18 protein-coding genes and 1 tRNA gene are annotated in these 21,349 nt (G+C 64.1%); 14 read left to right on the forward strand and 5 right to left on the reverse strand.

What is annotated here, in order from left to right; genetic code table 11:
• Positions 1 to 38: 38 nt before the first annotated feature.
• Together dnaJ and radC are read left to right on the forward strand one after the other, a co-directional pair.
• Positions 39 to 1,190, forward strand: a complete 1,152-nt coding sequence (gene dnaJ, locus CN97_RS07725) for a molecular chaperone DnaJ (RefSeq protein WP_035709326.1) — start codon at positions 39 to 41, stop codon at positions 1,188 to 1,190.
• A 214-nt stretch (positions 1,191 to 1,404) separates the two neighbouring features.
• Positions 1,405 to 2,163, forward strand: a complete 759-nt coding sequence (gene radC, locus CN97_RS07730; RefSeq protein WP_035709330.1) for a RadC family protein — start codon at positions 1,405 to 1,407, stop codon at positions 2,161 to 2,163.
• A 151-nt stretch (positions 2,164 to 2,314) separates the two neighbouring features.
• Here the strand turns inward: radC and CN97_RS07735 are convergent, their stop codons facing one another.
• Both CN97_RS07735 and secA read right to left on the reverse strand, forming a co-directional pair.
• On the reverse strand, positions 2,315 to 2,926 hold the full coding sequence (locus tag CN97_RS07735; protein ID WP_131389570.1) for a hypothetical protein: 612 nt from the start codon (positions 2,924 to 2,926) through the stop codon (positions 2,315 to 2,317).
• 52 nt (positions 2,927 to 2,978) lie between these two features.
• The gene (gene secA / locus CN97_RS07740; RefSeq protein ID WP_035709334.1) at positions 2,979 to 5,711 is read right to left on the reverse strand and encodes a preprotein translocase subunit SecA; all 2,733 of its coding nucleotides are present in this window, start codon (positions 5,709 to 5,711) and stop codon (positions 2,979 to 2,981) included.
• Between the two features lie 213 nt (positions 5,712 to 5,924).
• On the opposite strand from secA, the gene CN97_RS07745 reads away from it, so the two are divergent.
• The 4 genes from CN97_RS07745 to CN97_RS20900 all read left to right on the forward strand — a co-directional run bounded on the left by CN97_RS07745 (position 5,925) and on the right by CN97_RS20900 (position 8,865).
• A complete protein-coding gene (locus CN97_RS07745) occupies positions 5,925 to 6,770 on the forward strand; it encodes a peptidylprolyl isomerase (RefSeq protein WP_035709338.1) in 846 nt (281 codons plus the stop codon).
• A gap of 26 nt (positions 6,771 to 6,796) precedes the next feature.
• The gene (gene argJ, locus CN97_RS07750; protein ID WP_035709342.1) at positions 6,797 to 8,170 is read left to right on the forward strand and encodes a bifunctional glutamate N-acetyltransferase/amino-acid acetyltransferase ArgJ; all 1,374 of its coding nucleotides are present in this window, start codon (positions 6,797 to 6,799) and stop codon (positions 8,168 to 8,170) included.
• Positions 8,167 to 8,565 (forward strand): 8-oxo-dGTP diphosphatase MutT, encoded by a 399-nt coding sequence (gene mutT / locus CN97_RS07755; RefSeq protein WP_035709345.1) that lies wholly within the window; start codon positions 8,167 to 8,169, stop codon positions 8,563 to 8,565. Before argJ ends, mutT begins: the two co-directional genes overlap by 4 nt.
• A gap of 156 nt (positions 8,566 to 8,721) precedes the next feature.
• Positions 8,722 to 8,865, forward strand: a complete 144-nt coding sequence (locus CN97_RS20900; protein ID WP_035709347.1) for a hypothetical protein — start codon at positions 8,722 to 8,724, stop codon at positions 8,863 to 8,865.
• A gap of 286 nt (positions 8,866 to 9,151) precedes the next feature.
• On the opposite strand, the gene ubiG is transcribed toward CN97_RS20900, so the two are convergent.
• Entirely contained in the window at positions 9,152 to 9,895 is a 744-nt protein-coding gene (ubiG, locus tag CN97_RS07765) for a bifunctional 2-polyprenyl-6-hydroxyphenol methylase/3-demethylubiquinol 3-O-methyltransferase UbiG (RefSeq protein ID WP_035709351.1), read from the reverse strand.
• 61 nt (positions 9,896 to 9,956) lie between these two features.
• Between ubiG and pip the strand changes: the two genes are divergently transcribed.
• The 8 genes from pip to rfbA all read left to right on the forward strand — a co-directional run bounded on the left by pip (position 9,957) and on the right by rfbA (position 17,723).
• Positions 9,957 to 10,925: a prolyl aminopeptidase gene (gene pip / locus CN97_RS07770; RefSeq protein WP_035709354.1), complete on the forward strand. Its 969-nt coding sequence runs from the start codon at positions 9,957 to 9,959 to the stop codon at positions 10,923 to 10,925.
• 180 nt (positions 10,926 to 11,105) lie between these two features.
• Positions 11,106 to 13,223, forward strand: a complete 2,118-nt coding sequence (locus CN97_RS07775; RefSeq protein WP_088217220.1) for a YjbH domain-containing protein — start codon at positions 11,106 to 11,108, stop codon at positions 13,221 to 13,223.
• Positions 13,214 to 13,873: a YjbF family lipoprotein gene (locus CN97_RS07780; protein ID WP_051911050.1), complete on the forward strand. Its 660-nt coding sequence runs from the start codon at positions 13,214 to 13,216 to the stop codon at positions 13,871 to 13,873. The genes CN97_RS07775 and CN97_RS07780 overlap by 10 nt, the downstream gene beginning before the upstream one ends.
• Positions 13,874 to 13,948: 75 nt before the next feature.
• On the forward strand, positions 13,949 to 14,194 hold the full coding sequence (locus CN97_RS07785; protein ID WP_242685192.1) for a hypothetical protein: 246 nt from the start codon (positions 13,949 to 13,951) through the stop codon (positions 14,192 to 14,194).
• Between the two features lie 188 nt (positions 14,195 to 14,382).
• Complete coding sequence (rfbC, locus tag CN97_RS07790) at positions 14,383 to 14,946, forward strand: dTDP-4-dehydrorhamnose 3,5-epimerase (RefSeq protein WP_035709364.1); 564 nt, start codon at positions 14,383 to 14,385, stop codon at positions 14,944 to 14,946.
• 5 nt (positions 14,947 to 14,951) lie between these two features.
• Entirely contained in the window at positions 14,952 to 15,992 is a 1,041-nt protein-coding gene (gene rfbB / locus CN97_RS07795) for a dTDP-glucose 4,6-dehydratase (protein ID WP_035709367.1), read from the forward strand.
• Complete coding sequence (rfbD, locus tag CN97_RS07800) at positions 15,989 to 16,846, forward strand: dTDP-4-dehydrorhamnose reductase (RefSeq protein ID WP_035709370.1); 858 nt, start codon at positions 15,989 to 15,991, stop codon at positions 16,844 to 16,846. The genes rfbB and rfbD overlap by 4 nt, the downstream gene beginning before the upstream one ends.
• Before the next feature lies 1 nt (position 16,847).
• The gene (gene rfbA / locus CN97_RS07805; RefSeq protein ID WP_035709374.1) at positions 16,848 to 17,723 is read left to right on the forward strand and encodes a glucose-1-phosphate thymidylyltransferase RfbA; all 876 of its coding nucleotides are present in this window, start codon (positions 16,848 to 16,850) and stop codon (positions 17,721 to 17,723) included.
• A 538-nt stretch (positions 17,724 to 18,261) separates the two neighbouring features.
• On the opposite strand, the gene CN97_RS07810 is transcribed toward rfbA, so the two are convergent.
• Together CN97_RS07810 and gcvP are read right to left on the reverse strand one after the other, a co-directional pair.
• A tRNA-Ala gene (locus tag CN97_RS07810) sits at positions 18,262 to 18,337 on the reverse strand.
• A 156-nt stretch (positions 18,338 to 18,493) separates the two neighbouring features.
• Positions 18,494 to 21,331 (reverse strand): aminomethyl-transferring glycine dehydrogenase, encoded by a 2,838-nt coding sequence (gene gcvP / locus CN97_RS07815; protein WP_035709378.1) that lies wholly within the window; start codon positions 21,329 to 21,331, stop codon positions 18,494 to 18,496.
• Positions 21,332 to 21,349 lie beyond the last annotated feature (18 nt).

The following is a 21,349-nucleotide window of genomic DNA, read 5'->3' on the forward strand; positions in this document are numbered from 1 at the left end:
CCTCGGCCGGGCCTGACCGTGTTTGAAAGGGAATTTCAATGGCAAAGCGGGATTTCTACGAGGTTCTGGGCGTCGAGAAGGGCGCCTCGGCCGAGGAAATCAAGAAGGCCTATCGCAAGAAGGCCAAGGAACTTCATCCCGACCGCAACGCCGACAATCCGAATGCAGAGGCCGAGTTCAAAGAGGTGAACGAGGCCTATGAAACACTGAAGGACGAGCAGAAGAAAGCCGCCTACGATCGTTTCGGTCATGCGGCTTTCGAGGGGGGGATGGGCGGCGCGGCCCGCGGGCGCGGTGGCGCCTATCAGGGCGGCGACTTCGCCTCCGCCTTCTCCGACGTGTTCGAGGATCTGTTCGGCGACTTCATGGGGGGCCGTCAGGGCGGCGCCCCGCGCTCCCGCGCGCAACGTGGTTCCGACCTGCGCTACAACATGCGGATCACGCTGGAAGACGCGTGGAGCGGCGTTCAGAAGACGATCACGGTACCGGCTTCCGCCGCGTGCGAGGCCTGCCACGGCACCGGCGCCGAAGGCGGCGCGGAACCCGTGACCTGTCCCACCTGCTCAGGCATGGGCAAGGTCCGTGCCCAGCAGGGCTTCTTCACGGTGGAGCGGACCTGTCCGACCTGCAGCGGGTCCGGCCAGATCGTGAAAAACCCCTGCAAGGTCTGTCATGGTGCCGGCCGGGTGGAAAAGGAACGGACGCTTTCCGTCAACATCCCCGCCGGTGTGGAGACGGGCACCCGCATCCGGCTTGCCGGTGAGGGCGAGGCCGGGTTGCGCGGCGGGCCGACGGGCGATCTCTACATCTTCATCGAGGTGCGCGATCATCCGATCTTTCAGCGCGACGGCCAGATCCTGCACTGCCACGTGCCGGTCAGCATGACCACCGCGGCACTTGGAGGTGAGATCGAGGTGCCGACGATCGACGGTGGGCGGAGCCGCGTAAAGGTGCCCTCAGGCTCCCAGTCCGGGCGTCAGATGCGGCTGCGCGGCAAGGGGATGCCCCAGCTCCGCGGCGGAAACCACGGCGACATGCTGATCGAGCTGACGGTGGAAACGCCGGTCAACCTCACCCAGCGCCAGAAGGAGCTTCTGCGCGAGTTCGAGGAGATCGACGCCAACAACAATCCCGAAAGCTCCTCCTTCTTTACGAAGGTGAAGAATTTCTGGGACGGAATGAAGGGGTGAGGGGGCGAAAGCCCCCTCTTCCATCAGCAGGATGCCTCCGAGACAGTCTGGTCGAACAGCGGAGCTGGCACATCCGCGGAAAGCTTTAGGGTTGTCCAAGCGGGACCAGAATAACGCTGCGATGCGCTGCGGTTTCGATAGCGCGTGACCGCGATCCGGCATTTTTCGGCAGACCCTTAACGCTTTATTCATGCCGCTTGGGCACAGTCGGCCCATGACCCACGCGTTTCAGGAAGCCCCCCTCCCCCTGCTCCTCGACCCGGATGAGGCCGAGGGGCTTCCGCTGCCCGACAGGCTGCCGTCCTATATCCGCGATCATCGCAAGCGCCTGCGTCACCGGTTCATCGAAGGGGGTGCCGCAGCGATGCCGGACTATGAGCTGCTGGAGCTCGTACTGTTCCGTGCCATTCCTCGGCAGGATGTAAAGCCGCTGGCACACCGGTTGATGGCGGCCTTCGGCGATTTCAACGGCGTAATCTCGGCTCCCCTGCCGCGATTGAAAGCGGTGGACGGCGTGGGAGAGTCCGTGATGCAGGAGTTGAAGATCGTGGAGGCAGCGGCGCATCGCATGGCCCGGGCCCGCATCATGCATCGCCCCGTGCTGTCGTCATGGAGCGCGCTGCTCGATTACTGCCGTACCGCGATGGCGCACCGGGAGACGGAGCAGTTTCGCATCCTGTTTCTCGATCGGAAGAACACGCTCATCGCGGATGAGGAGCAGGCGCGGGGCACGGTGGATCACGTACCGGTCTATCCGCGCGAAGTGATGAAGCGGGCGCTTGAGTTGAACGCCTCCGCCCTGATCCTCGTGCACAACCACCCATCCGGGGATCCGACGCCTTCCGATGCCGATATTTCGGTGACAGCGCAGATCGCCGCCGCGGCACAAGCCCTCGGGCTCACGCTGCACGACCATCTCATCATCGGCAAGGCGCGGGAGGTGAGCTTCCGCTCGGCAGGGTATCTGCAGTGATGCCAGGGCCGCAGGCGCTCTGCGCGTAACGGCGGCGTGGCATTGTCAGAAGTGATCATGCGGTCAGGGTAGACCTGGCAGGGGTCGAAGCACGGGGCCGTGGCTTAGCCGCAGCACAGATCAGAACCGATCGCGGCGCCGCCACAGGCCGTCAGCCAGCCAACCCCCGCAGATGCAGCCGCTCCCCCGAAGCGTCGCAAGCGGGAAGGGTAACCGTCAGATCGCGACGCTCGATATCGCCGCGCCGGACCACCAGCGTTTCGCCGATGAGATCGCGGCCGCAGGTTTCCGTCGTGACCGGCAGAACCACTTCGGGCGCCAGATTATCCGACGCACGCGTGGACAGGACGAGCGCGCGAAGCGGCAAAGCCACATCCTCGGCACCGAAATGGGCGGCCCCCGCCAGCTCCGGCTCCCCCGACCCGAGCCACTGCAAGACGAAACGGTTGTAAGCCGTGGCCGTCGGCACCTCGACCCGCGCCAGAACGGAGGGGGCATCAGGTAGCGTCACGGTGATCTCCACCGCCGGCGAAAGCGCCGGATAAGCACCTGAAAAATGCCCGCTCGCGTCCAGCCGCTCCGTAACCACGAAAGCATCCTGCGCGACAAGGATACGTGTACCCGGCGCACAATCCGCCTCCACCGTCACCCTGACAGACGCCGGTGCTGCGGGGGTAAGCGTCAATGCCGGCGTACAGGCCCATGCTCCACCGGGGAGAAGGGCAACACCTGCGGCCAGCAGAACACGGCGTAAGGGGGGCACGGCAATCTCCCTGAGGCCCGCGACCCGCCTCCGGGGCGTGGGCACATGCCGGTCAGATGAACCGGCCGTGGCAGTGCTTGAACTTTTCGCCCGACCCGCAGGGGCAGGGATCATTGCGGCCGGGATTGCCCCAGGTCGCCGGATCGGCCTCATCAAAGCCGCTTGCCTCGACCCTCACCGGCGCCGGCTCCGCCTGATTCAGCGGCGCGTCATCTGCGGTCGTCACCAGCTCGGGCGCCGCCGCATTTTGCGGGGTGCGTTGCTGCGCGATGAGCTGGCGCATCATCTCCGCCTGCTCCTCCTGGGTGAGCGGGCGGATCATGGCGAGCTTGGCCGTCACCTCGGAGCGCAGAGATTCGAGCATGGTTTCGAACAGGCCGAATGCCTCGGTCTTGTATTCGTTGAGCGGATCGCGCTGCGCATAGCCTCGGAAGCCGACGACGGACCGGAGATGCTCGAGCGTCAGCAGATGCTCCCGCCACTTCGCGTCGATGGTCTGCAGAAGCACCTGCTTTTCGATGCTACGCATCGTCTCGTCGCCGAAGGCCGCGGCCTTTTCGGCGGAGAAGGCATCGGAAGCCGCCGCCAGCCGCTCCCGCACCACCTCCTGATCGACGCCCTCCTCCTCCTGCCAGTCCTTCACCGGCAGGTCGAGGCCAAGCTGGGTCTGCACGGCATCGTGGAAACCGGCCATATCCCACTGATCCGAGTAGCTTTTGGGCGGAAGATGCGTATCCACCAGATCTTCGATGACCTGATGGCGCATGTCTTCCGCGATTTCGGCCACCTCGTTGGCGGACATGATTTCCCGGCGCTGGCTGAAGATCGCCTTGCGCTGGTCATTCATCACGTCGTCATATTTCAGAAGCTGCTTGCGGATGTCGAAGTTGCGGGCCTCCACCTTGCCCTGCGCCTTCTCCAGCGACTTGTTCACCCAGGGGTGGACGATGGCCTCGCCTTCCTTCATCCCCAGTTTCTGGAGCATGGAATCCAGCCGTTCGGAGCCGAAGATCCGCATCAGGTCGTCTTCCAGCGACAGGAAGAACGACGACCGGCCCGGATCGCCCTGACGACCGGAGCGACCGCGGAGCTGGTTGTCGATCCTGCGGCTTTCGTGACGTTCGGTGGCCAGAACGTAAAGCCCGCCCGCCTCCAGCACCTTCTGCTTCTCGGCCGCGTGCTCCTCCTCGATCCGGGCGCGCACCTCGTCCGGGTTCGCTTCCGGGTCGATCTCCAGCGCCTGGATCACCTTCATCTCGACATTGCCGCCAAGCTGGATGTCCGTCCCGCGACCGGCCATGTTCGTAGCGATGGTCACGGCGCCAAGTTTGCCGGCTTCCGAAACGATCATCGCCTCCTGCTCATGGTGGCGGGCGTTCAGCACATTGTGCGGGATGCCTTCCTTCTTGAGCAGGCTGGACAGCAGTTCCGACTTTTCGATGGAGGTCGTGCCGACGAGGACGGGCTGCCCCTTCTCGTTCGCCACGCGGATCGCCTTGACGATGGCGTCGAACTTCTCCCGCGCGGTGCGATAGACCTGATCGTGCTCGTCGATCCGCTGAATGGGCCGGTTGGTCGGCACCTCGACCACGCCGAGCTTGTAGATTTCCGCGAACTCCTCGGCTTCCGTCGCGGCCGTGCCAGTCATGCCGGAGAGCTTGTCGTAAAGCCGGAAGTAGTTCTGGAAGGTCACCGAGGCGAGGGTGACGTTCTCGGGCTGGATCTGGACGTCTTCCTTGGCTTCGATCGCCTGGTGCAGCCCTTCGGAAAGCCGCCGTCCCTTCATCATCCGTCCGGTGAATTCGTCGATCAGCATCACCTCGCCGTCCCGCACGATATAATGCGTGTCGCGCTGGAACAGCTTGTGCGCCCTGAGGCCCTGCGTGACGTGGTGGACGATGGTGGTCGATTCGGGATCGTAGAGCGACTGGTCCTCCGGCAGGACACCCATCTCGTGGAGCCGCTGCTCCACGAATTCGTTGCCTTCCTCCGTGAAGACGACGGTCCGCTGTTTTTCGTCCAGCGTGAAGTGCTCGGGCTGCACTTCCGGGATCAGCACATCGATGGTCTTGTAAAGCTCGGACCTGTCCTGCGAGGGGCCGGAAATGATGAGCGGCGTGCGCGCCTCGTCGATCAGGATCGAGTCGACCTCGTCCACCACGGCGAAGAAATGGTCGCGCTGCACCATCTCCTCGATGGAGGATTTCATGTTGTCGCGCAGATAGTCGAAGCCCAGCTCGTTGTTCGTGGCATAGGTGATGTCGGCCTTGTAAGCCGCGCGCTTCTCCGCGTCCTGCTGGAAGGGATAGACCACCCCGGTCGTCAGGCCGAGCGTGCCATAGACCTTGCTCATCCAGTCCGCGTCGCGCTTGGCCAGATAGTCGTTCACCGTGACGACATGCACACCGCGACCAGCCAAGGCATTGAGATAAACGGGGAAAGTCGCCATGAGGGTCTTGCCCTCACCCGTCTTCATTTCCGCGATATTGCCCTGATGGAGGAAGATGCCCGCCATCAGCTGCACGTCGAAGGCCCGCAGGCCCAAGGCCCGGCGCGCACCTTCTCGACAGTTGGCGAAGGCCTCCGGCAACAGGTCGTCCAGGCTTTCGCCCTTGGCATAGCGGTCCTGGAACTCGGCCGTCTTCGCCCGCAGGCCCTCATCCGAGAGGGCCTTGAACTCAGGCTCCAGCGCATTGATCCGCGCGACGAGCGGGCGAACTTCCTTGACCTTGCGATCGTTCGGGGTCCCGAAGACCTTCTTGGCGATTTTACCCAGCCCCAGCATGTTTTCTCCGCTTGGCCCACGTCATCGTGTGGCCACCGGCCTTGCCCGGGCGGGATGCCTTGCCTAGAACCACCCACGGAACGGCTCCGGAAGGGCAATGGACAGGGACGCCCCGGTCGCGCCGGTGCCATGAATCCTTGGGCGATGTAAGGGTCGCCCGTTGAAGTGTCAACGCCGCGAGGGATCGCGGCTTCTGCGAGGAAAGCATCCGACATGTCGAAAATGGCCAAGTTCTGCATGAGCGCGGCGGTAACGCTGGCACTGGCGCTCCCTGCCGCTGCCGCAGATGTGACTGCCGAGACCGTCGTTGCGACGGTGAACGGCAAGAATATCACGATGGGCGATCTGCTTGTGGTGAAGGAGGGCCTGCCTGCGCAGTACCAGCAGCTTCCCGATGACGTGCTGATGAACGGGCTGATCGAACAGCTCGTGCAGCAGACGGTTCTGGCCGACAGTGTTGAGGGCAAGCTCACCAAGCGCGAAGAGATCGGCCTCGGCGCGACGGAGCGGGCTTTCCTTGCCGGAACGGCGCTTGAGCGCGTCGCCGCAACCGCAGTGACGGAAGATGCGGTCAAAGCCGCCTATGACGAGCAATACGCGAAGGTGGAGCCGGGCAAGGAATATCACGCGCGCCATATCCTCGTTCCCACAGAGGATGAGGCGAAGGCCGTGGAGAAGGCCATCGCGGACCGCGGTGATTTTGCCACGGTCGCCAATGAAAAGACCCAGGATCCCAGCGGCAAGACCAATGGCGGCGATCTGGGCTGGTTCGGTGCCGGCATGATGGTGCCGGAGTTCGAAGAGGCCGTGGCCGGGCTGCAACCCGGACAGGTGTCCCAGCCGATCCAGACCCAGTTCGGCTGGCATGTCATCAAGCTGGAAGAAGTGCGCGACGCCGCGGTTCCGACGCTGGATGAGGTTCGCCCGCAGATCGAGACGCAGCTCCAGCAGGCCGCCGTTCAGGCGGAACTCGCGAAAGCCACCGAATCGGCCAAGATCGAGCGCACCGAAGGGATTGACCCGTCCGTGCTTCGCAATCAGACATTGCTGAACGAGTAACAACCCAGCGGCGCGAGGAGACGGGAATGGCGAAGGACTGGAAGGCCAAGGCGAAAAAGGCCGAAGGCAAGGTCGCCAAGCTGAAGAAGAAGCTGGAAACGGCGGTTGGCGAGGCGGTGGAGCGGGTCGAGGACGCCGTTTCCACCGCGAAGAAGAAAAAGCTCCCCGTCTCTCCCCTCGCGCCTGCGGCCTTTCCCGCGCTGCCTGTCATCGCGGGCGCGGAATTTGCCGTCACAGAGGCCGGTGTGCGCTACAAGGGCCGGACCGACGTGATGCTGGTCCGGCTGGCCCCCGGCACGTCCATCGCCGGAGCCTTCACCAAATCCTCCACCCGCGCGGCTTCGGTGCTGGATTGTCAGGCAAAGCTCGCCGGCCCCATCGCGCAGGAGGCCGGGGCCGCGATCATCGTGAACTCCGGCAATGCCAATGCCTTCACCGGCCGGAGCGGTCAGGACGCGGTGGACAGCGTGACAGGCGGGGTTGCCACGGCGCTGGATCTCCCTGCGTCCCGCGTCTTCTCCTCCTCCACGGGAGTGATCGGCGAGCCGCTGCCGCATGACCGGATCACCGCCGCGCTTGACGATCTGAAGAGCGCGCTGTCGGCGGACGGTATCGCCGATGCCGCCCGTGCCATCATGACCACCGACACTTTCCCCAAGGGCGCGATGGCCGAGGTGGAAGGGGAAGGCGGCACCATCCATATCGCCGGCATCGCCAAGGGTTCCGGGATGATCGCGCCCGACATGGCGACGATGCTTGTCTATATCTTCACTGATGCGAAAATACCTGCCGCCACGCTGCAACGTATGGTGAGCGCCCAGGTCGACGGCACGTTCAACAGTATCACCGTGGACAGCGACACCTCCACCTCCGACGCGCTGATCGTCGCGGCCACGGGGCAAAGCAGCGCCGCCGAAATCCGGGACATGCGCAGCAAGACATCCCGTGCCTTCCAGAAGGCGCTGCAGGGTGTGATGCTCGACCTGGCCAAACAGGTGGTCCGCGACGGTGAGGGGGCGACGAAATTCGTCGAAGTCCGCGTAACCCGTGCCGCCAATGACGCGGATGCGCGCAAGGTGGCGCTCGCGATCGCCAATTCGCCGCTCGTCAAGACCGCAGTGGCCGGTGAGGATGCGAACTGGGGCCGGATCGTCATGGCGGTGGGCAAGTCGGGGGCGGAAGCGGATCGCGATCGGCTCGCCATCCGATTCGGAGATTTGCTTCTGGCGGAAAAAGGTCTTCGTGCGGAGGGCTACAGCGAAGACGCTGCATCGGCCTACATGAAGAATCAGGAGCTGACGATTTCCGTCGATCTGGGGCTTGGCCGTGGCAAGGCAACGGTCTGGACCTGCGATCTTACCCACGGATATATCGACATCAACGCCGACTATCGCTCGTGAAGCTCGTTCTCGTCTCGGCCGTCGCGCTGGTGGACAGCGACGGGCGCGTGCTGCTGGCGCAGCGCCCGCCCGGCAAGTCTCTCGCAGGGCTATGGGAATTTCCCGGCGGCAAGGTGGAGCCGGGAGAAACCCCGGAAGCGGCCCTCATCCGCGAACTGCATGAGGAGCTTGGCATCGACACGGAGGAGAGCTGCCTTGCGCCGCTCACCTTCGCCAGCCATTCCTATCCCGATTTCCACCTGCTCATGCCGCTTTTCGCCTGTCGCCGCTGGCGCGGCACTCCCGAGGCGCGCGAAGGGCAGGTGCTGAAATGGGTGCGGGCCGGTGCGCTCCGCGAATACCCCATGCCGCCGGCGGACATTCCGCTGATCCCGATCCTGCGCGACTGGCTTTGAATTTCTTCGTGATTCGGCGCTCCGTTAACTCATCCTTTAGGTGGTTGCGGCATAGAATCAACACATTCGCGGGAGTTGATCTTGCGGGATGATTTAAAGCCCTTCATGAGATATCCTTAACGGACCGCAATGGTCTTGCTTTGGGAGGAGAAAGCCATGCTGCGTACCATCACCATCGGAAGCTGCATTTCCGTGCAGGGAATGTTCATAAAAAGGCTCGAGAACGGTAAGGTCGTCGTTCGCGTGGGCGACAAGACCTTTACCGGAAGACCGGTGGACACCGGAAAACGCGCCGCCTGACGGTTGGGGGACAGAAGACAAGGTTCCGGTCAGGCGCTATAGTTGCAAAAGATCAACAATACCACTTGTAGCCTGAGTCGCTCCTGTAACTGGCGGGTTCTGTCGGTTTCTTAGTTGAGTTGCGCGTGAAACCGGCCACTCGCGGCGACAGTCATTGGTCAATCCGTGCGTGCCCGGGACCTTGTCCTATGTTCACTCCTGTACAACGGCGGCCATCCGGGCGCAGGCATCCCGTGACTGCGCGCCGGCAACCGACGGGCGCCGATCACCTGTTGCACCGGCTCTGTCAGAGGGCGCGCGTGCTGGCTGTGACGTAGTTCACAGAGAGATCTTTCGGGGAAAGCGACCACCTCTGGCGCAGGGGATCGAAGACCATGCCCTTGCGATCCACCTGGGTCAGTCCTGCGGCTTCGATCAGGGCGCCAAGCTCCTCTGGTGTGATGAACTTGCGCCAGTCATGCGTGCCCTTGGGTAACCACCGGAGAACCCATTCTGCCCCCACGATGGCGAGGGCGAAGCTCTTCGCCGTGCGGTTCAATGTTGAGCATATCATCAGCCCGCCAGGCTTGAGAAGATCATGGCAGGCGGTCAGATAGGCAAGGGGATCGGCGACATGTTCGATCACCTCCATATTGAGGACCACGTCGAAACGCTCCCCAGCTTCGGCGAGCGCTTCTGCCGTGGTGTGACGATAGTCGATCTGGAGCCCTTGCTGCACGGCATGCACCCGTGCGACCGGAATATTGCCCGCGGCGGCATCGGCCCCGACCACATCGGCGCCGAGCCGCGCCATCGGCTCAGACAGAAGCCCGCCGCCGCAGCCGATGTCCAACAGCCTCAACCCTGCAAAAGGGCGCGCCCCATTCCTGTCGCGTCCAAACTCCGCCGCGATCTGGGCGCAGATATAGTCGAGTCGGCAGGGGTTCATGCCGTGAAGCGGTTTGAACTTCCCCTCAGGATCCCACCATTCCGCCGCCATCGCCTCGAACTTGGCGACTTCGGCGGCATCGACTGTGGTCTCCATCGTCATCCCCTGTCCTTTCGCGCAATCGGAATAGGCAGCGCCGGCCTGACCGTTATATAGTATCCTCATGGACAGGACCGCATCCCCGAAACGCCCCCCGGCGACGCTTTACCCTCCGACCGACCCGTTCGACCAGCGCATGATCGAAATGGGCGACGGCCATGTCGTTTATATGGAGCAATGCGGAAACCCTGAAGGACAGCCCGTGATCGTGCTTCACGGCGGCCCCGGCGGCGGGTGCAGCCCCATGATGCGCCGCTTCTTCGATCCCCAGGTCTATCGCATCGTGCTGTTCGATCAGCGGGGCTGCGGACGCTCGCGCCCTTATGCCAGCGTGGAGGCGAATACCACGCAGCATCTGATCGGCGATATCGAGCGGATACGGAAAGCACTGGGAATCGACGTCTGGATGGCTTTCGGCGGAAGCTGGGGCGCGACGCTCGCTCTCCTCTATGCGGAAGCACACCCCGAGCGGGTGAGTGCGCTGGTGCTGCGCGGCGTGTTTCTGATGACGCAGGCGGAGCTGGACTGGTTCTACGGCGGCGGGGCGGGGCGGTTCTTCCCTGACTTGTGGCAGCGCTTCGCCAACGCGGTCCCGGAGCGGGAGCGGGATGACCTGATCGCCGCCTACCACCGGCGCCTGTTCAGTGGAAACCTGCAGGAGGAAATAGCCTATGGCCGGCTCTGGGCGGGCTGGGAGAATGCCTTGGCAAGCATCGACCACCCGCCGGTGATGGGCGATGGACCGGCAGACTATGTCCGCGCGTTCTCCCGGCTGGAGAACCACTATTTCACCCATCGCGGTTTTCTGGAGCAGGACGATCAGATCGTCGCCCGAGCGGCGGAGATCGCCCATATCCCGACGCGGATCGTGCAGGGTCGGCACGACATGGTTTGTCCCCCCGTCTCCGCATGGCGTCTGGCGGAACGGCTGCCACGGGCGCAGTTGCGGATGATCCCCCTGGCGGGCCATGCACTCTCCGAACCGGGCATCGCGGCGGAATTGATCCGCGCGACCGACGACTTCCGCCTGTGATGTCTGTCCCGGAACGGCACCGAGTTGCCACCTGCCCCGGCTTTCGTCCGTCCCGCTATTGTGACTGGCGGTGACTGCGGCTAGCCTTGCCGCAATCAAAGAGCAGGCGGGCACACCGCAATAACACGCCGGGGACCGATGACACCACCCTTCAGACGAGACAGGCGCACCGGGTGCGCCATGGCCTCTGTCCTCGCGCTCTGCGCAGCGGCCGCGCCGCTTTCGGCCGAGACGCTCTTGCCCTCGCCCGCGCTGACCCCGTCTCCCACGATGAATATGAACGGTGTCGCCGGCCTGATCGACATGCCCACGGGCGAGGCCATGCCGGATGGGGAGTTCACGCTTGGCATCGGGCATTTCTCCGGCATCACGCGGGGCACGCTGAGCTTTCAGTTCCTGCCGTGGCTGGGCGCTTCCTTCCGGTATAGCGAAACGCGGGATTTCAATTACGCGGGCTACGACACGTTCTACGATCGGAGCTTCGATCTGCGGCTGACGCCCCTGAGGGAACAGGGCTACTGGCCCTCGCTGACCATCGGGCTTCAGGATCTCGCGGGAACGGGGGTGTTCTCGGGTGAATATGTCGCCCTGACCAAGACCGTCGTGCCCGGCCTCAAGGTCACCGGCGGTCTCGGCTGGGGGCGGCTAGGCACCGGGCATGACCTGGGTTCCCCCTTCGGCGACCGCCCCGGCGGCTTCAGTGGCACCGGCGGCAAGTTCGAACCGGATCGCTGGTTCCGCGGACCGATGTCGCCCTTCGCGGGGGTTGAGTGGCAGGCAAACGACAAGTTGGGCTTCAAGGCGGAGTATTCCTCCGACGCCTATGTGCTCGAATCGGAGCAGAGCGACGTCTTCGACCGTAAGTCCGACTGGAACTTCGGCGCAGAATATCAGGCGAGCGAGAGCATCCGGCTGGGCGCCTACTACATGTATGGCAGCGAGTTCGGCCTGACCTTTCAGCTTGCTCTCAATCCGAAGAACCCCCCGAACCGCAACACCACCGAACCCGCCCCGCTACCCGTGGTGGCGCGTCCCGATCCGGTCTCCCGCCCGGATGCCTGGAGCCGTGAATGGGCGCAGAACCCGGAGGCTGCGGTCACGCTGAGGGATCGGCTGGAGACGGTTCTGGCAGCGGACGGAATGCATGTCGAGGCGCTCTCCGTCACGGCGGAGACGGCGCGGCTCCGGCTGCGGAACAACAGGTTCGATCAGGAGCCGCAGGCCATCGGTCGCGCCGCCCGCGCGATGACCCGGACCCTTCCGGCCTCGGTCGAGACGTTCGAAATCGAACCCGTCAGCCGCGGCCTTCCCGCCGCTCGCGTCACCTTCAAGCGGAGCGATATCGAGGCGCTGGAAAACGCCCCCGACGGATCGAACCGCCTCCTGGCGCATACCACGATCGGTGAGACGACCGATTCCGTGGCGGAAGGCACTGTCTGGGGTGAGGGGCTGTATCCGAAATTCCGCTGGTCGCTTGGCCCGAATGCGCTGTTCAGCTGGTTCGACCCCGATCAGCCGGTGCGGGCCGATCTGAACGCATTGCTGGCGGCGGAATACGACCTTCTGCCCGGGCTGACGTTCTCGGGAGCCGTGTCCAAGCGGATCATCGGCAATCTGGACAGCGTGAAGCGTGAGTCGAACTCGCGCCTGCCCCATGTGCGCTCCGATCAGGCGGAGTACGACAAATACGGCGACCCGCGTATCGAGCGTTTGCAGGTGGCCTGGTACCGCCATCCGGCAGAAGAGATCTACACCCGTGTCACCTTCGGCTATCTGGAGCAGATGTTCGGCGGCATCTCGACAGAGGCGCTCTGGGCGCCCGTGGGGAGCCGTCTGGCTTTCGGCGCGGAGCTAAACTGGGTCAAGCAGCGCGACTTCGACGGTTACTTCGGGTTTCAGGACTATGATGTCGTGACCGGCCATGTCTCGGCCTACTACGATATCGGCAGCGGCTACCGCGCGGAAATCGACGTGGGCCGCTATCTGGCGGGCGACTGGGGCACGACGCTGACGCTGGAGAGGGAGTTCGCGAACGGCTGGCGCGTCGGTGCCTTTGCCACCTTCACCAACGTCTCGTCAGAGGATTTCGGCGAGGGATCGTTTGACAAGGGTATCACCCTTACCATTCCGATTTCCTGGATGCTCGGCCAGCCGACGCAGCAAGCCTATTCCACCGCCATCCGCCCGATCAACCGCGATGGCGGAGCGCGCCTCGGCGTAACCGGCCGGCTTTATGACACGGTGCGCGGCATGCATGAGGAGCGGCTCGAACAGCAATGGGGCAAGGTATGGCGCTGATGCGAAAGGCGCTCGTCGCCACTACGGGGCTTGCGCTCATGACGCTTGCGGGCTGCGGTGATCTGCAGGATTCGCGCACCCTGCTTCGCGATGTGGTCATGGGTACGGATGACCGGCCGCAGCCCACAGCCATGCCCCAGGTCACGCAGGCGATGCTCGCCCAACAGAAAACGCCCCTCATCTCCGCCCATGTGGAGCGGACAGGTGGCAACGCGCTCCTCGCGCTCGCCGGGCGGAATGCGGGAGTGGATACCTATGTGTCCGGCGACGGGTCGACACTCTCCTTCAGGGGGGGCGTGCTCGTTGCGACTCGGGGCCTCGCCGGAGCAGACCTGATGTCCGCAGAGGTGCCATCCCGCGCCGTCATTTCCGCCGGAACAGGTCGGCACCAGCGTCAGATGTTCTACATTGACGGCGACAACCAGTCCTACGGGCGCTCTTTCCTGTGTGATCTTAGCAACATCGGGCGGGAGAATTTCGTCGTGGCAGAGCGGAGTTTTGCCACCCGCCACATCATCGAACGCTGCAGGAGCGAAGAGATTTCCTTCGAAAACGCTTACTGGATTGACGATTCCGGCACTATCCGCGGCTCTCGGCAGTGGGTCTCCCCCTACCTGGGATGGCTAGAGCTCCGTCAGCTCAAGGATTGATTGCGTTTGGAAAATCCATCGGCCATGCTATCTTCTGACTGTGAATAACACGCTAGCCGACCCAAGGGGTAGAAAATGATGAAATCGACTGTTTCCGCGCTTGCGGCCGGGGCGATCCTCCTGTCCAGCACCGTTGCGAGCTTCGCCGGCTCTGTCGCCGCCCCGATCCCGGAGCCGGAGCCCGTCGTCGTCGTTGGTGAAACCGGCAGCATGGGTGGCGCCGGCACTATCGCTGCGATCGCAGCCGCCGTTGCCGTCGTTGCCCTGATCGCCGACGACAGCAGCGACAGCCGCCGCGGCACCGCGACCACCACGAACTGAGCTTTCGTGCAAACTTAAGCGGGAGAGGGCAGACGCTTCGGCGTTTGCCCTTTTTCATGCGATTTTGACCGACGGCTCCCACTGTCGAGGCATGAGGTTGGCCTGTTCTGGCTCGTCTTGGCCGGTGACAGACCCGCCGCGACTTGCTAGGCATGAGGCGGGGAGGCGTGAAAAGGAACGGAGCAGGGATGCAGATCGAGGAGACGGCCCTCCCCGGGGTCGTAATCATCACACCCAAGCGATTTGGCGACGACCGCGGTTATTTTTCCGAGACATATAACCTCAAGGCCCTGTCCGAGCTGGGGATTTCCACGCCCTTCGTGCAGGACAATCAGTCCCTCTCACGCCAGGTCGGCACCATCCGCGGCCTGCACTTCCAGCGTCCGCCCCATGCGCAGGCGAAACTGGTCCGTGTGCTCCAGGGCCGGATCCTTGACGTTGCGGTGGACGCCCGCAAGGGTTCGCCGCATTACGGGAAGTGGGTGGGGGTGGAGCTTTCGGCCGAGGATGGTCGTCAGCTGCTGATCCCCGCAGGCTTCCTGCATGGTTTCGTCACGCGGGAGCCGGACACGCTCGTGTTCTACAAATGCTCGGACTATTACGCGCCCGATTGTGACGGCGCCGTTCGGTTCGACGATTCCGATATCGGCATCGACTGGGGAATATCCCCGGATGACGCCGTGCTTTCGGCCAAGGATGCGGCCGCGCCCGCCTTTGCCGATTTCGACAGCCCGTTCCCCTACACGGAGTGAGATCGATGAAGATTTTGGTGACCGGCGGGGCCGGCTTCATCGGATCGGCCGTAGTGCGACGCGCCGTGGCACAGGGCCATGAGGTCGTCAATGTCGACGCGCTGACCTATGCCGCCTGTCTGGACAACGTGGCCAGTGTGTCCGGGTCCGACCTCTATGCCTTCGAGCAGGCCGACATCCGCGACCGGGAGGCCCTCGACCGGATCTTCGCCGCGCATGACCCGGATGCGGTGATGCACCTCGCAGCCGAAAGCCATGTGGACCGTTCCATCGACGGCCCCAAGGACTTTATCGAAACCAACGTCACCGGCACGTTCAACATGCTGGAAGCCGCGCGCGCTCACTGGACGAACAAGGGGCGGCCCGAGACATTCCGCTTCCACCACATCTCCACGGATGAGGTTTTTGGCACTTTGGGGGACACCGGAAAGTTCACCGAAGACACGCCCTATGCCCCGAACAGTCCCTATTCCGCGTCGAAGGCGGGGTCCGACCATCTGGTCCGGGCCTGGCACGAGACCTACGGCCTGCCCGTGGTGATGACGAACTGCTCCAACAATTACGGGCCTTTCCACTTCCCGGAGAAGCTGATCCCGGTCGTCATTCTGAAGGCCTTGGCCGGCGAACCGATCCCGGTCTACGGCAAGGGGGAGAATGTCCGCGACTGGCTCTTCGTGGAAGATCATGCCGATGCGCTGCTTCTGGTGGTGCAGAAAGGTGAAGTCGGGCGCAGCTACAATATCGGTGGCGAGAATGAGGCCAAGAACATAGACCTCGTCCGCATGATCTGCCGCATTCTCGACGAGAAGCATCCCGCAGGTGCCCCGCACGAGCAGCTCATCACCTTTGTGAGCGACCGTCCCGGCCATGACCTGCGCTATGCGATCGACCCCTCCCGCATCCGCGAAGAGCTGGGCTGGCGTCCTTCCGTCACGCTGGAACAGGGGCTGGAGAAGACTGTGCAGTGGTATCTCGACAACAAGCCATGGTGGCAGGCTCTGCAGGACCGCGCAGGTGTCGGTCAGCGGCTGGGGACCAAGGCGTGAAGCTTCTGGTCATCGGCAGGAGCGGCCAACTGGCGACGGAGTTGCAGGCCCGCGCCGACAGCGCTCTGGAGATCACCGCCCTGCCCCGCGAGACGGTAGACCTCACCGACCCGGAGAGCGCCGCCCGCGCGATCCAGGAGTCTGAGGCCGATGCCGTCATCAATGCCGCCGCCTATACCGCCGTGGACAAGGCCGAGTCGGAGGAGGAGACAGCCCGGCTCGTCAATGCCGCCGCTCCCGCCGCCATGGCCCGCGCCGCAGCCGAGCGAGGACTGCCGTTTCTGCATGTCTCGACCGATTATGTCTTTGCTGGGGACGGCACGGCGGCTTGGAAGCCCGATGACCCGACAGGCCCGCTTGGCGTCTATGGACGCACGAAGCTTGAGGGGGAAGACGGCGTCCGCGCCGCTGGCGGCACCCATGCAATTCTGCGGACCTCATGGGTTTTCTCGGCGCATGGGGCGAATTTCGTCAAGACCATGCTGCGTCTGGGGCGCGAGCGGGAGCGGCTGACCGTGGTGGCCGACCAGATCGGCGGGCCGACATCTGCCGCCGACATCGCCGATACGCTGATCATCATGGCCCGCGGACTGATCGCCGATCCGGGTAAGAGCGGCACTTATCACTTCTCCGGCGCGCCGGATGTCAGCTGGGCCGACTTCGCGCGTGAGATCTTCTCCCAGGCCGGCCTGACGGTGGAGGTGGCGGACATCCCCACTTCCGCCTATCCGACGCCGGCGCGCCGGCCGGCCAATTCGCGGCTCGACTGTTCCTCCCTCACAGCCGGTTTCGGCATCCCGCGGCCCGACTGGCGGCAGGGGCTGGCGGCTGTACTCAAGCAACTGGAGACCTGAGATGACGGCACGTAAGGGCATCGTTCTGGCAGGCGGCTCCGGCACGCGGCTCTACCCGATCACCATCGGGGTTTCAAAGCAGCTCATGCCGGTCTACGACAAGCCGATGATCTACTATCCGCTCACCTGCCTGATGCTGGCCGGGATCCGGGAGATCGCGATCATCACCACGCCGGATGATCAGGCCCAGTTTCAGCGGCTTCTGGGCGACGGATCGCAATGGGGCATAAGCCTTGAGTGGATCGTCCAGCCCTCCCCCGATGGCCTGGCGCAAGCCTATCTGCTGGCGGAGGCGTTCCTGAACGGGGCACCTTCGGCCATGGTGCTGGGCGACAACATCTTTCACGGCGCGGGCCTGCAGGAGTTGCTCAAGTCTGCCGATGAGAAGGCGAAGGGCGGCACCGTCTTCGGTTACCGCGTCGCCGACCCCGAACGTTATGGAGTCGTCGGTTTTGGCGAGGGCGGTCGCGTGACCCAAATCATCGAGAAGCCGAAGGTTCCGCCCTCCTCCTATGCTGTTACCGGGCTCTACTTCCTCGACGGCACCGCCTCCGCGCGGGCGCGGGATGTCAAACCCTCGGAGCGTGGCGAGCTTGAAATCACGACGCTTCTGGAAAGCTATCTCGCCGATGACCTGCTGTCGGTGGAACTCATGGGCCGCGGCTTCGCCTGGCTCGATACCGGAACGCATGCAAGCCTTCTGGACGCGGGGAACTATGTCCGGACGCTGGAGGAGCGGCAGGGTCTGCAAAGCGGCTGTCCCGAGGAGATCGCCTATGCCGCCGGCTGGATCACCCGCGATCAGCTGCTTGCGCAGGCGAAACGCTTCTCCAAGAATGCCTACGGCGCCTATCTCCAACGCCTTGCCGCGGATTGATCTTCCCCTCGCGCGCGGCACTTTCAACGCTGCGCGCGAACATGCCGTTCTAGAAAAATGCCGCTGGACCTCAGGACGCACATGACATGCGGTGAGAGCCCCGCGCGAGACAGAGCTGAGGACGGCATTCTCCGCGGCCACTTGTGTGAGCTTCTGGGTAAGGTCACCCGGCAGACGGCCTGCCCGAGACTGTCAAAGATAACTGATAGGGAACAGAAAGACCGTCCGGGGTCTAAGTCATGCGAGGCAATCGCATGCCCCCCAAAGGTGCCGCCCGGAGCGGTGGCAGATCGCGCGGGGGCGGTTGAGGGCTTTTGCTGGTTGCTGACCGGTCAAGTCCAGTGCCCAGGCTTTTCCGGCAAGCGATATCAGGTTGCACGGTGGCGACCCCTTAAACCACATGCGTGTTCTCGCAGGCTCATCCGGGAAGCAGAAACAAACAATCCGCGGATCCATCAGGAAACTGGTCAGAATCGGCGAGCAGGGCAGAGACGCCATGCGTCCAGCCCATGGATACTATTCACAATATCTGGGAAACTGGTGGAGCAGAGGGGGATCGAACCCCTGACCTCGTCATTGCGAACGACGCGCTCTCCCAACTGAGCTACTGCCCCTCACCGTGGTGGGCTTTTGAACCATGTGAGCCAGCGTGTCAAGCGAGGGCTGCGGATTTTCGGCTCCCGGTTGAGGCTCGTGGCAGCCGGGCTGGCGGGGGTTCGATGCCCCCGCCAGCCCGACTCCTACAAACTGGCCGTCAAAGTCCGGCTCCGTCATTCAGCCGCTTCGGCATAGGCCTCCATAGGCGGGCAGATGCAGATCAGGTTGCGGTCCCCCCAGACGTTGTCCACTCGCCCGACGGGCGGCCAGTACTTGTCCTCGCGGAAGGAGCCGGGCGGGAAACAGCCCTGTTCCCGCGGGTATTTCCGGTCCCATTCGGCCACGAGATCATTCACCGTATGGGGCGCGAAGCGGAGGGGGCTTTCCGCGGCGAGAAGCTCTCCCCGCTCCACGGCGGCGATCTCCTCACGGATGGCCAGCAGAGCGGCGATGAACCGGTCCAGCTCCGCCTGCGTTTCCGATTCGGTCGGTTCCACCATGAGTGTTCCGGGCACCGGGAACGACATCGTGGGCGCGTGGAAGCCGTTGTCGATCAGCCGCTTGGCGATATCGTCCACCGTCACGCCTGCTTCCGCAAACGGGCGGGTGTCGAGGATGCACTCATGCGCTACCCGGCCCGCGCGCCCTTTGTACAGAACCTCATAAGCCCCCTTCAGCCGCGCAGCGATGTAGTTGGCGTTCAGGATCGCCACACGTGTCGCCTGCGTCAGCCCCGCCCCGCCCATCAGCAGGCAGTAGGCCCAGGAGATGAGCAGGATGGAGGCGGAACCGAAGGGCGCGGCAGAGACCGCCCCCTCCTCCCCCGTCTGCGGATCGGTAGGCAGGAAGGGCGCGAGATGCGCCTTGACGCCGATCGGCCCCATACCCGGGCCACCGCCGCCATGCGGGATGGCAAAGGTCTTGTGCAGGTTCAGGTGGCTCACGTCGCCGCCGATCTCACCCGGCTTCACGAGGCCCACCATGGCGTTCATGTTGGCGCCGTCGATATAGACCTGCCCGCCGTGCTCATGGGTGATGGCGCAGATCTCGCGCACCGTCTCCTCGAACACACCATGGGTAGAAGGATAGGTGATCATGACAGCGGCGAGATTTCCGCCTGCGGCTGCGGCCTTTGCCCGGAAATCCTCCACGTCGATGTCGCCGTCCGGCATTGCCTTCACAGGCACGACCTTCATGCCAACCATCTGTGCCGAGGCCGGGTTGGTGCCATGGGCGGAGACCGGGATCAGGCAGATGTTGCGATGCCCCTCCCCCCGGGACCGGTGATAGGCAGCGATGGTAAGAAGCCCCGCATATTCCCCCTGCGCGCCGGAATTGGGCTGCATGGAGAAGGCATCATAGCCGGTGATCGTGCAGAGCTTCTCGGACAGATCCTTCACCACCTCCGCATAGCCCTGTGCCTGATCGATCGGCGCAAAGGGATGCAGCGTGTTGAAGGCCGGCCAGGTGATCGGCATCATCTCTGCCGCCGCGTTCAGCTTCATCGTGCAGGAGCCGAGCGGGATCATCGCCCGGTCCAGCGCCAGGTCACGGTCCGACAGGCGGCGCATGTAGCGCATCATCTCGGATTCCGCCCGGTTCATCTGGAACACTGGGTGGGTGAGATATTCGGACTGCCGGATCAGCGCGTCGGGGAAGCCGATGCCGGCTGCCTCGGGCGCGTCGCCCTCGATGCCGAAGGCTTTCAGCAGACGGCCCAGCACCTCCTCATCGGCGATTTCGTCCATGGAGATGCCGACGCGGTCGGTGCCCACCTTGCGCAGGTTGATCCCCTGCTGCACGGCAGCAGCCAGGATCCCGGCCTGCCCTACGCCGACCTCGACGGTGATCGTATCGAAGAACGCCTCCGGCCGCACGGGAAGCCCCGCCGCCTTCAGCGCCGCAGCCAACCGCACGGTGCGGAAGTGGATGCGCTCGGCAATGGCGCGCAGACCCTTCGGCCCGTGGAACACGGCGTAGAAGGACGCCATCACCGCCAGCAGCGCCTGCGCCGTGCAGACGTTCGACGTGGCCTTCTCCCGCCGGATATGCTGCTCGCGCGTCTGAAGTGCGAGCCGATAGGCTCGGTTGCCGCGTGCATCGACGGAGACCCCGACGATCCGGCCCGGCATGTTGCGCTTGAACTCGTCCCGGCAGGACATGAAGGCGGCGTGCGGACCGCCATAACCCATCGGAACGCCGAACCGCTGGGCAGAGCCCACGGCGATATCTGCGCCCATCGCGCCCGGCTCTTTCAGCATGGTGAGCGCAAGCAGATCCGTCGCCACCACGGCCAGCGCCTTTGCCTCATGCAGCGCGGCGATGAGGTCGGTGAAATCCCGCACGTCGCCATGGGTGCCGGGATACTGGAAGATCGCCCCGAACACCGATGCCGGGTCCAGCGTTTCCGGTGCGCCCCTGACGATCTCGATACCAAGGGGCGCGGCCCGCGTCTCGATGACCGCGAGGGTCTGCGGGTGCAGGTTCTCATCGACGAAAAAGCCCTTTGCCTTGGACTTCGCGCTCCGCTGGGCCATGGTCATGGCTTCGGCGGCCGCGGTCGCTTCGTCGAGCAGCGAGGCATTGGCCACCGGCAGCCCGGTCAGATCCGACACCATCGTCTGGAAATTCAGCAATGCCTCCAGCCGGCCCTGCGCGATCTCCGGCTGGTAGGGGGTATAGGCGGTATACCACGCGGGGTTTTCAAGAATGTTCCGCTGGATCGCGGGCGGCGTCACCGTGCCGTAGTAGCCCTGCCCGATCAGGCTGACCATCACCCTGTTCTTCGCGGCGACATCGGTGAGCTTCTGGAGCAGCTTGTGCTCCGCCAGCGGCGCCCAGTCGAGCGGCTCCGACTGTCGGATGGAGGCGGGGATCGTCTGGTCGATCAGGTCGTCCAGCGACGCGACACCGACAGCAGCCAGCATCTCCTCCATCTCGGCGGGCGACGGGCCGATATGGCGGCGGTTGGCAAAGTCGTAGGGGTCGTAATCGGTGCGCTTGTAGGTCATGGCTCCCACTCCCGGGCG

Origin of the sequence: Haematobacter massiliensis, assembly GCF_000740795.1 — a bacterium.
GTDB lineage: Bacteria > Pseudomonadota > Alphaproteobacteria > Rhodobacterales > Rhodobacteraceae > Haematobacter > Haematobacter massiliensis.